Origin of the sequence: Micromonospora sp. NPDC047527, from assembly GCF_040643015.1 — a bacterium.
GTDB lineage: Bacteria > Actinomycetota > Actinomycetes > Mycobacteriales > Micromonosporaceae > Micromonospora.
Genome location: NZ_JBEYTK010000002.1, coordinates 468,653 through 483,317, shown reverse-complemented (window position 1 = coordinate 483,317; position 14,665 = coordinate 468,653). Strand labels below are relative to the sequence as shown.

The 14,665-nt window shown below is 68.9% G+C and carries 11 protein-coding genes and 1 tRNA gene; 8 read left to right on the top strand and 4 right to left on the bottom strand.

Annotated features, from left to right (window positions below; translation table 11 throughout):
* The first annotated feature begins 28 nt into the window (after window positions 1-28).
* The gene (locus ABZ808_RS11100; protein ID WP_357003744.1) at window positions 29-1,219 is read left to right on the top strand and encodes a GNAT family N-acetyltransferase; all 1,191 of its coding nucleotides are present in this window, start codon (window positions 29-31) and stop codon (window positions 1,217-1,219) included.
* Window positions 1,220-1,281: 62 nt separating this feature from the next.
* On the top strand, window positions 1,282-2,490 hold the full coding sequence (locus ABZ808_RS11095; RefSeq protein ID WP_357003740.1) for a hypothetical protein: 1,209 nt from the start codon (window positions 1,282-1,284) through the stop codon (window positions 2,488-2,490).
* Window positions 2,491-2,534: 44 nt separating this feature from the next.
* On the opposite strand, the gene ABZ808_RS11090 is transcribed toward ABZ808_RS11095, so the two are convergent.
* Together ABZ808_RS11090 and ABZ808_RS11085 are read right to left on the bottom strand one after the other, a co-directional pair.
* Window positions 2,535-3,617 (bottom strand): NAD-dependent epimerase/dehydratase family protein, encoded by a 1,083-nt coding sequence (locus ABZ808_RS11090; RefSeq protein WP_357003737.1) that lies wholly within the window; start codon window positions 3,615-3,617, stop codon window positions 2,535-2,537.
* A gap of 230 nt (window positions 3,618-3,847) precedes the next feature.
* On the bottom strand, window positions 3,848-4,150 hold the full coding sequence (locus ABZ808_RS11085) for a hypothetical protein (RefSeq protein WP_357003734.1): 303 nt from the start codon (window positions 4,148-4,150) through the stop codon (window positions 3,848-3,850).
* Between the two features lie 224 nt (window positions 4,151-4,374).
* Here ABZ808_RS11085 and ABZ808_RS11080 point away from each other — a divergent pair.
* A tRNA-Lys gene (locus tag ABZ808_RS11080) sits at window positions 4,375-4,446 on the top strand.
* A gap of 71 nt (window positions 4,447-4,517) precedes the next feature.
* On the opposite strand, the gene ABZ808_RS11075 is transcribed toward ABZ808_RS11080, so the two are convergent.
* Both ABZ808_RS11075 and ABZ808_RS11070 read right to left on the bottom strand, forming a co-directional pair.
* On the bottom strand, window positions 4,518-5,453 hold the full coding sequence (locus ABZ808_RS11075; protein ID WP_357003731.1) for a hypothetical protein: 936 nt from the start codon (window positions 5,451-5,453) through the stop codon (window positions 4,518-4,520).
* 1,153 nt (window positions 5,454-6,606) lie between these two features.
* On the bottom strand, window positions 6,607-6,831 hold the full coding sequence (locus ABZ808_RS11070; RefSeq protein ID WP_357003728.1) for a winged helix-turn-helix domain-containing protein: 225 nt from the start codon (window positions 6,829-6,831) through the stop codon (window positions 6,607-6,609).
* Window positions 6,832-7,315: 484 nt separating this feature from the next.
* Here ABZ808_RS11070 and ABZ808_RS11065 point away from each other — a divergent pair, with 484 nt between their 5' ends.
* The 5 genes from ABZ808_RS11065 to ABZ808_RS11045 all read left to right on the top strand — a co-directional run bounded on the left by ABZ808_RS11065 (window position 7,316) and on the right by ABZ808_RS11045 (window position 14,253).
* Entirely contained in the window at window positions 7,316-7,534 is a 219-nt protein-coding gene (locus ABZ808_RS11065; RefSeq protein WP_357003725.1) for a flavin reductase, read from the top strand.
* Window positions 7,535-8,029: 495 nt separating this feature from the next.
* Window positions 8,030-10,774 carry an AAA family ATPase gene (locus ABZ808_RS11060; RefSeq protein ID WP_357003722.1) on the top strand — a complete coding sequence of 915 codons (2,745 nt, stop codon included), beginning with the start codon at window positions 8,030-8,032 and terminating at the stop codon, window positions 10,772-10,774.
* 123 nt (window positions 10,775-10,897) lie between these two features.
* Window positions 10,898-11,860: an alpha/beta hydrolase gene (locus ABZ808_RS11055; RefSeq protein ID WP_357003719.1), complete on the top strand. Its 963-nt coding sequence runs from the start codon at window positions 10,898-10,900 to the stop codon at window positions 11,858-11,860.
* Window positions 11,857-13,308 (top strand): class II fumarate hydratase, encoded by a 1,452-nt coding sequence (locus tag ABZ808_RS11050; protein ID WP_357003716.1) that lies wholly within the window; start codon window positions 11,857-11,859, stop codon window positions 13,306-13,308. Before ABZ808_RS11055 ends, ABZ808_RS11050 begins: the two co-directional genes overlap by 4 nt.
* A gap of 138 nt (window positions 13,309-13,446) precedes the next feature.
* Window positions 13,447-14,253: an IclR family transcriptional regulator gene (locus ABZ808_RS11045; RefSeq protein WP_357003713.1), complete on the top strand. Its 807-nt coding sequence runs from the start codon at window positions 13,447-13,449 to the stop codon at window positions 14,251-14,253.
* Window positions 14,254-14,665 lie beyond the last annotated feature (412 nt).

The window sequence follows — 14,665 nt, the reverse complement described above, 5'->3', positions numbered from 1 at the left end:
GGATGCCGGCACCGGTTGGGATGGGCGGATGACCATCCGACGGGTGACCGCCGACGAACGTCTCACCACCAGCTTCCCGCTGGCCGCGTACGCCTTCGAGTCGTCGCCGCTCGGTGCCGCCCGGGTCGAGGAGTTCCGCGACTACCTGCCCTACCACCAGGGCAACGCGACGCTGGTGGTCGAGGAGGACGGCGAGACGCTGGCCGCCGCCTCGGTCATCGGGATGCGGCAGAACCTGCGCGGGGCGGTGCTGCCGATGGCCGGCGTCGCCGGTGTGGCCACCCATCCGCTGGCCCGCCGGCGGGGGCACGTGCGGGGGCTGCTGCACCAACTCCTCGACGAGATGCGCGACGAGGGGCACGTGCTCAGCGCGCTCTACCCGTTCCGGCCCAGCTTCTACGCCCGGTTCGGCTACACCGGGCTGCCCAAGCCGCGCACGGTCACGTTCACCCCGGCGGATCTGGGGTCGCTGGTCCGCGCCGAACTGCCCGGCGAGGTGGGCTGGGAGCGGATCCGCGCCGGCTATCCCGCGTGGCGCGCGTTCACCGAGCGCTGCCTGGCGGAACGGCACGGCTTTTCGATCTTCCCGGACTACCGGGACGTCGGCCTGCGCGACCGGGACGAGTACTGGCTGCTCACGGCCCGGGTGGACGGCGAGGTCACCGGCGCGCTCACGTACCGGATCGACGGCCACGGCGGCACACTCGTCGGCAACGAGCTGCTGTTCACCGACCCGCTCGCGCGGGCGCTGCTGCTGCAGTTCCTCGCCCGGCACGTCGATCAGGTCGACCGGGTCACCGTCCAGGTCCCGCCCGACGAGTTGCCGGAGCTGTGGCTGACCGACCTGGACGTGCACGTCGAGGCGCGGGCGGGCCGGCCGGGCGCGTCCGCCCCGATGGCCCGGCTGCTGACCCTGGACGCGCTCAGCGGGCTGCCCGCCGGCCCGGGCCGGGTCCGGATCGAGCTGACCGGGGACCGGTGGCTGGCCGGCAGCCACCTGCTGGACGGTACGACCGGCGCGTTGGAGCTGACCGCCGACACCTCCGGGCAGGTGCCCACGGCCACCCTCACCGCCGCCGGGCTCTCCGCCTTGGCGTACGGGGTGCTGGACCCCGCCGAGCTGCCGTTGCGCGGGCTGGGCGACGTACCGGCGGACGCCGCCGCCGAGCTGCGCGGCATCTTCCCGCGTCGGGTGCCGTACCTCTTCGCCGACTTTTAGCAGCTGGTTAAGACGGCATGGCGGATTCGTCCGGACGCCGTCGCGGCTCCTAGCATCACGGGGTGCGCCTGACGTCGCTTGCCGCTCTGCTCGTCCTCGGTGTCGCCGCCGCGACCCTGCCCGCCTGCGCGTCCAACGACCCGGCACTGGGCGCCGCGCAGCCGTCGGCCTCGCAGCCCGACACGTCGGGCCTGGTGACCGGCGACCAGGACGTCGCGCCGGCGGGCCGCGACGGCCTCGGCGGCCCGGGTGCCAGCGCGAGCCCGAAGCCGACCGCCCCGGCGGCCGGAAAGGCCCTCGCGGCGGGCAACCCGAACGGCAACGCCACCGTGCCAGCGGAGGCACGCGCGGTGGACACCTCGAAGCCGACCCGGACCATCGGCACGGGCACTCCGGCGAGCTGCACCTCCGCGGCGGTGGTGAAGGCCGTCGCGGCCGGCGGCGTCATCACCTTCGACTGTGGGCCCGCCCCGGTGACGATCAAGATGGCCGCCACCGCCAAGGTCCGCAACGCCAATGGGCCGAAGGTCGTGCTCGACGGCGGCGGCAGAGTCACGTTGAGCGGCCAGGGGCAGCGCCGCATCCTCTACATGAACACCTGCGACAGCGCCCAGGGCTGGACCACCTCGCACTGCCAGAACCAGGACCACCCGCAGCTCACCGTGCAGAACCTGACCTTCGCCGACGGCAACTCCACCGGCGACAAGGCCGAGGGCGGCGGTGGCGGGGCCATCTTCGTACGCGGCGGGCGGTTGAAGGTCGTCAACTCGCGGTTCGTCGACAACCGCTGCGACCGCACCGGCCCCGACCTGGGCGGCGCGGCCATCCGGGTGCTCAGCCAGTACGACAACAAGCCGGTGTACGTCGTGAGCAGCACCTTCGGCGGCGGTTCCTGCTCGAACGGAGGGGCGCTGAGCAGCATCGGGGTGTCATGGGTGGTGCTGAACAGCCTGCTCAGAGACAACAAGGCCATCGGCAACGGCGCCAACCCGGCCAAGTCCGGTACGCCCGGCGGCGGCAGCGGCGGCGCGATCTACTGCGACGGCAACGAGTTCACCGTGCGGATCGCCGGCACCATCATCGAGAACAACAAAGCCAACGAGGGCGGCGGCGCGGTCTTCTTCGTCAGCAACAACCGCACCGGCACGATGAAGATCGAAAACTCGACCCTGCGCCGCAACCCCAGCGGCAAGTTCGAGACTCGCGGCTACCCCGGCATCTTCTTCCTGGGCGCCCGAAACCCCACCCTGACGAACGCGAAACTGACCTGACCGACCTCGCCCGCCTGAGCCGGCCCGGGTGAGGATCACCAGGGTCAGTAGGGGTTTCCGTGGCCGGCGGGGCGGGCGTGCAGGAGGCCGGCGGGGCGGCCGGGCAGGGTGTGCGCTCCGGACAGCGGCGGGCTGCCCGTGTGGTCGCCTCCGGCCATCCCCAGGAGCAGTTCCTTGAGCGCCGTGAGCGCGTCGATCCTGGGCTGCCAGCCCAGCTCGGTTTCCGCGCGCTCGCTGGACATCAGCGGCGCGTTCAGGCCCAACTCCACCCAGCCCGCGTCGACCGGTTGCAGCCGCGCCCGCCAGGTCAGCGCCGCCGCCACCCGCAACACCGGCGCGGCGACCGGCACCGTCCAGCCGTGGAAGTGCCGGGCCACCAGCTCCGGAGTCAGCACCGGGTCCGCGGCGACATTGAAGGCTCCGCGCGCATCACCCATAACCGCCCTGGTGTACGCGTCAGCCACATCATCGGCATGCACCGCCTGCATCCGCAGCCGGCGGTTGGTGGGCACCAGCGGGATCCGGCCGAAGCGCAGCAGCCGCACCGGCGCCAACGGGCCGAGGAAGTAGCGGGTGATCTCCGTACCGGCGTCCCTCTGGAAGATCAACCCGGGTCGCAGCCGGACCACCCGCAGCGTCGGGTGCTCCCGCTCGACCCCGTCCAGCAGCGCCTCGACCTCCGCCTTGTGCTCGCTGTACGACGAGCCGGGCACCCCGGTGGCCGGCCAGCGCTCGCTGATCGGGTGATCCTTCGGGCCCGGGGCGTAGGTGCCGACCGACGAGGCGTACACCAGAGCTGGCACACCGGCCCGGATCACCGCCTCGAAAACCGCCCGACTGCCGTCAACGTTGGTCCGGCGCAACACCCGCTGGTCGTGACTGGGTTGGATCTGCCACGCCAGGTGCACCACCGCGTCCGCGCCAGCGAACACCTCGGTCAACTGCCCCACCGCGCCCGGCGCGCCGATGTCGCACGAGTGCCACTCCACCTGGTCGTACGGCGTACCAGCATCAGGGCCGGGCAGCCGCCGAACCACCCCGGCCAACTCCACGCCCCGTTCCCGGCGCAGCCGACGCAGCACCGCCGTACCGACGTTGCCGCTCGCCCCCACCACCACGATCCGCATGTCCGACCCCGTACCCGTCCAGCAGCAGCTCAACCGCCCCCCAGCGCGGCCTGCGGGGGCGCGCGGCCTGCGGGGGCGCGCGGCCTGCGGGGGCGCGCGGCCTGCGGGGGCGCGCGGCCTGCGGGGGCGCGCGGCCTGCGGGGGCGCGCGGCGCCTTGATCGACTCGGTTTCCTGGAACCCGGGGTGTCCCGGCCCCTCGGATACCCCGGTTTCCGGGAAGTCGAGTCGATCAAGGTCGAGGGGAGTTCCGGACCCAGCCGTGCTTCTCCTTGCCACGCCGGCCAGCCGTGGCCGCCAGGCAGCGCGGGCAGATCCAACCCACCGCGTCAGCCTCGGTGAGCACGTCGGTGCCCGAGTAGTCGAAGCGCACATGCGGGAAGCGACGCAGCCGGGTGCGACTGAGGGCCAGGCCACAGACGGTCTGGTTCTGGCCGGGCAGCCAGGCGTGCACCTCGCCGCCCGGCTGCCGTACGCCGTCCGGCCCGACCTCCTCCCCGGACGCGGCCACCGCCGGCGCGCTGCTCGACCTCATGGCGTCCCAGTTCCCCAGCCGCCCCCCAGCCATGCACGGGCGACACCCAACTGCTTGATCCACTCCATATCCCCGACATGGGGGCCTCCCGCACGCTGGACGCCGCCACATCGCCGATCCGGTGACGATCTAGGGTGCGGGTGAGCGCCGGCCAGCCACAGGCATCGACGGTCGACCGGAAGCCGAGAGCCGTCGGCGGGAACCGTCCGGTAACCTGAGCGCGCGGGCCGCTAGCTCAATGGCAGAGCTGTGGACTTTTAATCCATAGGTTCAGGGTTCGAGTCCCTGGCGGCCCACTCCGTTCCAGCTCAGCGGCCCTCTACGGGGCCGCTTTTGCTGTGCTCCGGGCTTGTACAGCAGCGAAGTTTCACTGGTTGATGTCACTACGGCACGCGGCGAGCGCAGCCACGCTGGCCACGACGAGCTTGGCTCGTTCACGATTCCACTGGAACGTGGTGGCGTTCGTGTCGGCATGTGCGGCCGGGCTTGCGAGTGAGAAGAGAGCGTGTTCCAGCAGGGCCACCCGCTCGGAGAGCGTGCGGGCCTCCGGGTTGATTTCGGCGATGTCCCTTATTACCCTCTTGCCTCGGTCTGGAGTGCCGAAGACAGCATCGAGAGCTTCGATCGCGCGCCGCGCCTCAGTGACGCCTTGCGCCGCGTCGCCGTTGGCTACCAGACGTACTGCCTCTCTGAGGTGGGTGGCGACGGCACTAGCATCCGGGTCGAGGGCGGGCAGGGGCGCAACCACTGTGAGTGATGCGTAGGCGTTGACCCCCGCCAGCATCTCTGACCACTGAGCCGGAGTGAAGTACACGCCGTGGCTGGAATGCGCCTTCGGCCAGCCGGTGATGACGGGCTCGGGCGCAGCCGCTCGACGCGGCCCCCACGATGCTCGACGCGGCGATTCGAATGATCTCGCTGGCATGCCTGAGGTCAGCAGGGCATTGATGTCAAGCTCGATGCTGAACCCGCCGCCATTCTTTGCGCGCCGCTGCTCGATGATCGCGACCTGGTCATCGGTCAGCGCCAGCACAAGTGTCTCCGAGGATGGTTGGTCGTAGACCGTGACCGGGCTTTCCGTTGCCCATTGGCCCAGGTATTCACGGCTACCTGCCGTGAGCCAGGCAGCTCCGCCCAGCGCGATGGGGGTACCTGCGGGCAAGGTGCCCCTAGCGTCGATCTTCAACGCCATGGTCAGCCGATGGACGCCGGCGCCCCCTTGAAGGAACCGCCGCTCATCGAAGCTCAACCACAGCGACATGTCATGCATCGAGTCGAAGGTCAAGGTCACGTTGTAGCCCACGACTGGTCATCATGCGCTGTCGGCCGTCGAGACACCAGCGAGATCTATCCGTTCGGTAATCAGGCAGAGCACCCCATGATCCACGGCTGGCTCCGCTACCCGAGCTTCTTCGCTTGACATCGACCGTCCCCATGCCGCAGCATTCTCACCTGAGAGCTTATGTGAGGATGAGGACTGTGCCTGAGATCAGCGTGTCATCGCGATCGGCCGATCGGGTCACCCTCCTAGGGCGGGCGTGGCGGATCTCCGACGGGGAGGTGATCGAGCGCCTACTGGATGAGTTCCAAAGTTCCGGACGGCCCAGCGCCGAAAGTCCAGGAGACGAGCGACTTCGAGTCCACGCAGCGTACGAGGGTTCCCGGGTGGAGGGCCTCTTCGACCCAGCCTCGGAGGTTCTCGAGGTCACCTCGGGGCCTCTCGCTGGCAAGCGCTACAGGTCACCAAGCGGCGCAGCCTCCGCAGTTGTAAGGACGCTCAACCCGACAGTTCATCCCAATCGGAACGGATGGACCTTTTGGGTAGTCAGCGAGACAGGCCGAATCCTGCAGATGGTGCGGCGGCAGCAGTGACTCCGTGACGTGACTAGTCCGACGTCTCCAGTCGTTCGGCGTAGTCGTCGCGTCAGAAATGAGCGGGCCTCCGGGGGTCGCATCCCCGGAGGCCATCAGCTCGAACAATCGCTTAGTCCACAGCGCGTCGACCGGAAACGAGGATCCGAACCATGCCCAGGGTACGACGTCACTCCGAAGCAGCGAGCGGTGAGCCCTCGAAAAAGGCCCCGAGCCCGCTGCCGCTTCGCTGGGTGGTGATCATCGCCGTATCCACTGGTGTCGGCATCGGGATAGGCAGCTTGGCCGATCCGGCAGCAGGAGTCACCGTCGGGATAGGGCTAGCCGGGCTCTTGCACTCAGTCCTGGAATGACTGCGCCCAGGCGCTGTCACGTCGCCCTGGTAGACCACCCGCCCACGGTCATGCGCTACCCCTTCCTAAACCGTGTGTCTTGAGGCCGGCGACAGCAACGAACCCGAACCATGCGAGCCGACGACAGCGGTGCCTGGACGGACGCCCGAGGCCACGGACGGGGGTAGACGCCGCTGGACGCAGCGCACAGAGCTTGTAAGCGAGGTGTCGCGCCTGGGTTGGCGAGCGGGTTTATCGGGGCAGCGGGTCGGAGACGTAGACGCCCTTGCCCTGCCGGCCGTCGATCAGCCCTTCGGCCTTGAGCACCAGCATGGCGGCCCGGATCACGGTGTTGCTGACCTTGTAGTGCTCGCAGAGGGCGGCGAACGAGGGCAGCTTGTCGCCCGGCTTCAACTGGCCGGAGCTGACCTGCTCGCGGACATCTCGGGCGACCTGTAGGTAGGCAGCTTCAGACATAGGTGGTGCTCCCAGCTTGGCGGCTGGTGCAAGCAGACCACACCTCACGCTCGACTTACAACGCTATGTGTCGTAGCTGTTGACCCTGCGCACATTGCGTTCTAAGTTGCTCGTGGGGCTACCCAGCTTGGCGGCCGGGTCGTCCTGCCGTGGGTGCCCTGTCTCCGGACACGGTTGACCGGGTGCCCACGGGACCGCAAGCGTCGGCGGGAGGGATGGTGACCAGACCGAACGATGCAACTGATGCGACCGCAGGTGCCGTGCCGGATACCAGGCACCACCAGAGGCAGGACAACAGCCGGCGGCGCGTCTCCTACGACGAGTACGTGTGGGCGGTCGCGCTCACCCTCGCACGTCGGCACCGCCCCCTGTGGTCATGGCAGCACTGGCGGCGCATCTGTCGCTGCGGAAGCGACCTACCGTGCCGAAGCCGTCATCCCATCCCGATCAACCGCGGACACTGGCCGAGCCAGGACGGGCGGCGATGACAACGCACCTCCCGGTCACACCGGCCTGGACCTGCGGCGGCTGCGGTGCCGACTGGCCCTGTCAGACGCGGCGGCGCGAGCTGCGAGCCGAATACGACGGCGCCCCCGTGTCGCTGGCCCTCTACCTGGCCGCCCAACTCGTCAACGCCGCCCAGTACCTCGCCCACGTCCCCGCCGGCCACCTGCACCACCGCTTCCTCGGCTGGACCCAATGAGCATCCTGCGACCAGGCGACGAGAAGTTCCACTACAGCGACGGCTCGCACAGGTGGGTTCCGCCCAGCCCTGACTACGACCAGGAGGTCTGGGACGAGCAGGTCCGCCAGCACAAGCAAGGCCACCTCAGAAACGAGCGCCCCCAAGGTTCGCATTCAGCGCCTCGTCTGATGCCAGCAGTACGGCAGCGAAGTACAGCAACCGTGCCAGCCGAACCCGGCCGCCGACGACGAAGACGAGCCCGATGACCCCGAACCACACCGCAGAAGACCGGGCCGCCGGCAATCCACAGGTTCACGATTCGGGTCCCTGAAGGGCCCGCTGTGAACCCATGCCCCGGGAGGCGGGTGAGCGAGCATGAGTGACTGGTCACTTATCCGCTACTCGCTGTTGACCACGCAAACATGGGAAGATCAGCGAAACTTTCACGGCTGCTCGTTCGATCGCTCGGCACGGCCATGACGAAGCGGTGGGCCGGATGCGAGGTGAACGGAGATGACGGCCGGGCTGGTGGGGCGTACCGACGAGTTGGTCCTTCTCACGAGTTTCCTCGATGACGTTGCCGGGAACGGTGCTGCTCTGCTTCTTACCGGCGAGCCCGGTGTCGGCAAGACAGCGCTTCTGGACGCCACTGCCGAGCTCGCTGCCGCCCAGGGGATGCGGGTATTCCGAGGCAGCGGTGTCGAGTACGAGACGGAGATCAGCTTCTCCGGCCTACACCAGCTCGTCGGTCCACTCACCGCAGAGCTCGCGTCTCTGCCGCCACCGATGCGTTCGGCGCTCGAGGTCGCGCTCGGTTTCGGCACCGGGCCTGCGCCGGCCGAGATGACCGTCCTGCACGCGGCTCTCTCGCTGTTCGGCGAGGCTGCCCGGGAGCAGCCTCTGTTGCTGGTCGTCGATGATCTGCATGTGCTGGACCGGGCGAGCCGGTCAGTGATCGGCTTCGTCGCCCGCAGGGCCGGTGGTCGTCGCATCGGGGTGCTGGCGGCCGTCCGCACCGGAACCACAGGGTCGTCGGGCATCGGTCTTCCGGAGCGGGAGATCCTGCCGCTCGGTGAGACGGACGCGCTCCGGCTGCTGTCCGACCAGTTCACCCGCCTCGCTCCCCGCGCCCTGCATGCGGTGGCACAGCAGGCGCAGGGTAATCCGTTGGCGTTGCTGGAGTTCGGCGCCTTCGCCGGCACCGATGATCCGTTGCCCGGCACCGGACCCGCCCGGGACGTCCGTGCCCTGTACGCCGCTCGTGTCGCGCGGCTCCCGTCGCGTACCCGTGAACTGCTTCTGCTTGCCGCCCTGGAAGGTTCCGGAGACATCTGGGTGCTGGAAGCCGCCAGCGGTCCCGAAGGACTCGACGGGTTCGACGCCGCAGAGCGGGACGACCTGATCATCGCCGCGGCGGACGCGCGCACGCTGCGTTTCCGGCATCCTCTGGTCAGGTCCGCTGTGGTGGAGGCTGCCACCCTCGACCAGCGGCGGTCGGCTCACCAGCGGCTGGCCGACGCGCTGGTCGATCAGCCCGAGCGCCGCGCGGATCACCTGTCGATGACGACTGCGGCGCCGGACGAGTCGATCGCCCAGATCGTCGAGGACAGCGCCCACAGCAGCATGCGTCGCGGCGATGTCCTGGGCGCCGTGGCCAGACTCCGGCGCGCTGCCGCGTTGAGCTCCGACCGTGTCGCCGGTAGCCGTCGCCTCGCGCACGCCGCCTACATCGGCGCGTCCGTGGCCGGGCACCTCGCGTTGTCTCATCAGATCATGGCTGAGCTGCGCGCCAAGACACCGACTGACCGTTCTCTACCTGCTGCTGCCGCTGCGGGGTGGCTGTGCCTGATGGACGGCGATGTCGTGACGGCTCACCGACTGCTGGTCGACGCGATCGAACGGAATACCGTCGATTCCTGCCCGAACCTCGACGAGCTCACACCGCCCCTGCTCACTCTCACGCTCGTCTGTCAGTACTCCGGGCGCGCGGACTACTGGGTGCCGTTACGCAAACTCGTGGCGACGCTGCCGGATGTTCCCGCCAGCTCGCCCATCTCCCTGGTCCGGATCCTGGAAGACCCGGGTTCCATACCGGATGCGCTGCTGCGGGATCTCGATGAGGGGCTGGCGCAACTCGACGAGGTGACCGATGCCGACGTGATCAACCGGATCGCGTTGGCCGCCTCCAATCTGGATCGCCTCGCCTGCTGGCGCAAGCCCCTCGCCCGGGTGGTCGCCGACGCGCGGGACACCGGAACTCTGGGCGGGGCCCTACCCGTAATGATCATGAGTGCGCTCGCCGACCTCTACGCCGGTCATTGGGACGATTCGCAGACCACCGCCGACGAGATCCGCGAGGTCGGCCACGAGACGGGGCATCACATTTTCGGCCATGTCGGCGACTACATCGCCGGCCTCATCGCTGCCCACCGCGGTGACTCGCACGCGTGCCAAGCGCACTGCACGGCGCTCTTGGACTGGGCGGCGAGCCGCGGTCTGGGTCGTCTGGAGCACTGGGCGCACCATGCGCTCGCTCGCGCGGCGCTCGGCTCGTCCGACTTCGAAAGCGCCTTCGTCCATGCCTCGGCGATCACTGTGCCGGGTGTGCTGTCGCCGTTCAGCATCGAGGCGCTCTGGAGTGCCCTGGACCTGACCGAGGCAGCGCTCTACTCCGGTCGGGCCGAGGATGCGCTGCGGCATGCTGCCGCCATGCGGGACGCGCAGGTGAGCCGTATCTCACCGCGCTTCGCGCTCCTGACCGCCGCGATGACGGCGATGACGTCGGCTCCAGAGGACGCGCCTGCGCTGTTCGAGGAGGCGCTGGCCTTGGCGGGCATCGACCAGTGGCCGTTCGAGGTGGCCCGGGTGAACCTGGCCTACGGTGAGCGACTGCGCAGGCTGGGACACAGCCGCGAGGCACGGGTCCAGCTCTCCACCGCCCGCCAGAGCTTCGAGCGACTCGGAGCGGCGCCGTGGACGGCCCGAGCCACAGCCGAACTGCGGGCCACCGGGATGACCCGAGTGCCTCGTGGTCACACCGGAGTTGGCCTCACCCCGCAGGAGCTGGAGGTCGCCCGGCTGGCCGCGTCCGGGCTCTCCAACCCACAGATCGCCGCCCGTCTGGTGCTCTCGCCGCGCACCGTCTCCACCCACCTGTACCGGGTGTTCCCCAAGTTGGGCATCACCTCGCGCGCGGCCCTGCGCGACGCCTTGGCCGAATGCGCGGAGGGTCAAGAAGCCGGGGACCAACCTGACTGACCCGGTGTCGTACGTATGTGGGCGATGCGCAATGTCAGTCAGTCGACGGACGCTGCAGGCCAGGCGGTACCGCCAGGCTATCGGGGCGAGACCAACCCGATCAGATGTCCGAGGAGGACTGTCATGTCCGCAAACCCGCATAACGTCTCGCTGGAGCCGGCCGCCCAGGAGTTCGTCGAGGCCACTGTGAATCCGCCCTACCTCTACCAGCTCGACCCCGAGGTTGGTCGCAAGACCGTCGACGCGGTCCAGGACAGCCCCATCTTCAAGCCCGACGTCGAGGACAAGTGGATCACCGTCTCGGGTGGGCCGACCGGATCGGTGCGGACCCGCATCGTCAAGCCGAGGGGCACAACCGGCCCACTGCCGGTCGTGATCTACACGCACGGCGCCGGGTGGGTGTTCGGCAACGCCCACACTCATGACCTCCTCGTACGTGAACTCGCCGTCGGCACCGGCGCGGCCGTGATCTTCCCCGAGTACGACCTTTCGCCCGAGGCGAAGTACCCGGTGGCGAACGAGCAGTCGTACGCGGTGGCGGCCTGGGTCGCCGCGCACGGCGCCGACGAGGGCCTGGACACTTCGCGCATCGCGATCAGCGGCGACTCGGTCGGCGGGAACATGGCCATCGCCCTGACCCTGATGGCCAAGGAACGCGGCGACGTCGACTTCCGGGCGCAGGTGCTGTTCTACCCGGTCACCGACGCCGGGTTCGACACCGACTCGTACCACCGCTGGGCCGAGGGCTACTGGCTGACCCGTACCGGCATGAAGTGGTTCTGGGACCAGTACACCACCAGCGAGCAGGACCGGGCGCAGATCACCGCGTCGCCGCTGCGCGCCACCCCCGACCAGCTGCGCGGCCTGCCCCCGGCGCTGATCATCAACGCCCGCGAGGACGTGCTGCACGACGACGGCGCCGGGTACGCCGACAAGCTGCGCGCCGCGGGCGTACCCGTCACCCACGTGACGTACTCGGCGATCATCCACGACTTCGTGATGGTCAACGCGCTGCACGACACGAACGCCGCCAAGGCCGCGGTCGCGCAGGCGGTCTCCTTCCTCAAGGAGGCGCTGCAGGCGTGAGCAGCGAGGTCCCGACGCTGCGCAACGTGCCGGTCGCCCTCACGGCGACCGGCACCCGCCGCGAGTTCGACAGCATAGGCACGGTCGAGGTGCCCGCCGATCGCTACTGGGGCGCGCAGACGCAGCGCTCGCTGGCGCACTTCTCGATCGGCGACGACCTCATGCCCAAGGAGGTGTACCACGCGTACGGCTATGTGAAGAAGGCCGCAGCCCTGGTCAACCAGGCTGCCGGCCTGCTGCCTGAGGGAAAGGCACGCGCGATCGTGCAGGCGGCCGAGGAGGCCATCGCCGGCCAACTCGACGACCACTTCCCGCTCTACGTCTGGCAGACGGGCTCGGGCAGCCAGAGCAACATGAACGTCAACGAGGTCCTGTCCAACCGGGCCATCCAGCTGCTCGGCGGCAGGTTGGGCTCACAGGAGCCGGTCAGGCCCAACGACGACGTCGACATGGGACAGTCGAGCAGCGACTCGTTCCCGACCGCCATGCACATCGCGGCGATCACCGAGCTCGACGATCGACTGCTGCCGCAGGCCCGACGGCTGGCCGAAGTCATCGAGCGCAAGTCCGAGAAATGGATGGGTGTCGTCAAGATCGGCCGTACGCACCTGGGGGACGCGGTTCCGCTGACCGTGGGCCAGGAATGGTCCGGCTGGGCCGCCCAGCTGCGGTCCTGTATCGCCGAGATCGAGCACAGCCGGCAGGGTCTGTACGAGTTGACGCTCGGCGGCACCGCGGTCGGCACCGGCCTGAACGCGCCGCAGGGTTTCAGCCGGGACGTGGCGGCGAAGCTCGCCGAGCTGACCGGCAAGCCGTTCGTCACCGCGCCGAACAAGTTCGCCGCGCAGGGCTCGTTGGACGCGATGGTGCGCGCTCACGGTGCGCTGCGAGGCCTTGCCGTCGCGCTCATAAAGATCGCGAACGACATGCGCTGGCTCGCGTCGGGCCCGCGGACCGGCCTTGCCGAGCTCCTGCTGCCGCAGAACGAGCCTGGCTCGTCGAGCATGCCCGGCAAGGTGAACCCCACCCAGTGCGAGGCGATCGTGATGATCGCGGTCCAGGTGCTCGGCGCCGACAGCGGCGTGGCCTTCGCCGGCTCGCAGGGCAACCTGGAGCTCAATGCGATGCGACCGCTCATCATCAACAACTTCCTGCACTCCGCCCGCATCCTCGGCGACGGCATGGAGAAGTTCTGCACCTTCAGCGTTGAAGGAACAGAACTCAACACCAAAAAGATCTCCGGGTACGTCGGGGAGAGCCTCATGCTGGTCACCGCGCTCAGCCCGCTCATCGGGCACCAGAACGCAGCGCGGATCGTCGAGTTGGCCCTGGCGAACGACCTGACGCTGCGTGAGGCTGCCCTGACCTCCGGCAAGGTCACCGCCGAGCAGTTCGAACAGGTCGTGCAGCCGGAGAAGATGGTCGGCCACGGCGTGGACGGCGCCTGACAACGGCCACCCCGACGGCAGTTGGACGCCGCGCTGATCGATCGCACGCTCGGACGTGCGCGGCCAGATCGTCCACGCTGTCGGGGTGGCTGCGCGCTCGCAGTTATCCTCTTCAGGTGCTGGCCCGTGTGGAGATCGTTGACACGGCTCTGGCACTTCGAAGGGACTAGCGACATGCCCCGTGTGGTACCGGCAGTCATCCGCGCACTCGACGTCCTCGAACTGTTCCTGGACTGCCCCCAACTGTCGGCCCGTCAGGTGATGGAGCGGCTCGACCTGCCTCGCACCACCGTTCACGAGCTGCTCGTCACGCTAGAGGCTCGCTCGTATTTGATCTCTGTCCCGGGCCAGCCGGTGCAGTATCGGCTCGGCATGCCGCTGTTCCAGCTCGGCGCGGCGTTCGCCGGCCGACTTGACCTGGTTCGCGAGGCGCAGTGCGTCGCGCGGGACGTGGCCGCCGCCTCCGACGAGGCTGTCCACGTGGCCGTGCTCGACGGGGCCGACGTCATCTACCTCGTGAAGTTCGACAGCACGCACCCCGTCCGGATGGTTTCCGCGGTCGGCCGGCGGTTGCCGGCCCACTGCACTGCGGTCGGCAAGATCCTGCTCTCGGGCCTCGATCAGGCCGAGTTGGACGCCGTCCTGACGAAGGGCGCCCTGCTCGGCATGACGCCGGACAGCATCACCGACCCGGACCTCCTGCGCGCGCATCTCGAACGTGTCCGGGTGGAGCGCGTCGCGGTCGACGTCGGCGAGTCCGACAGTGCCATGCGCTGCGTCGCCGCGCCGATCCGCGACCATTCCGGCGTGACCATCGCCGCGATGAGCCTGTCCGCGCCGATCATCCGCTGGACCCCGCAGGCGCAGGTGGAGTGGGTCGAGCTGGTTCGCGAGGGCGCGGCCGCGCTGTCCGCCCGGATGGGGTACCGGGCCCAGTCTCGATAGCCGGCTTGACGTCTTCAGCCGGAAATCACATCGAAACATTGACATTCCCGACGGGAGTGCTCTAGCGTCGCGTCCACCCAATACGGTATCTCGAACTCAGTTCGAAATCTCGAACGGTGGTAGTCCACTGTGGCCGGACCGAACTGGAACATCAGCGCCGCCTTCTCAGCCCGATCGCCAGCTGTTCATGCTCGTCGCGCCACCCGGAGATCGGCACGGGAAATTTCTCGCGAGGCTCGCCCGGACTCTTGGGGCGCTCCGACCGAACTCGCACGGTTCGCGTACCCACCGGCCGTGACCACGGCGAACGGCGTCGACAACCGAGACCCGGATGTCACGGCGCGATGCACCTGATGGGTCTACACGACCAACCTGATCGATGCGGGTCACAGCCCGCACAGAGACACACCTG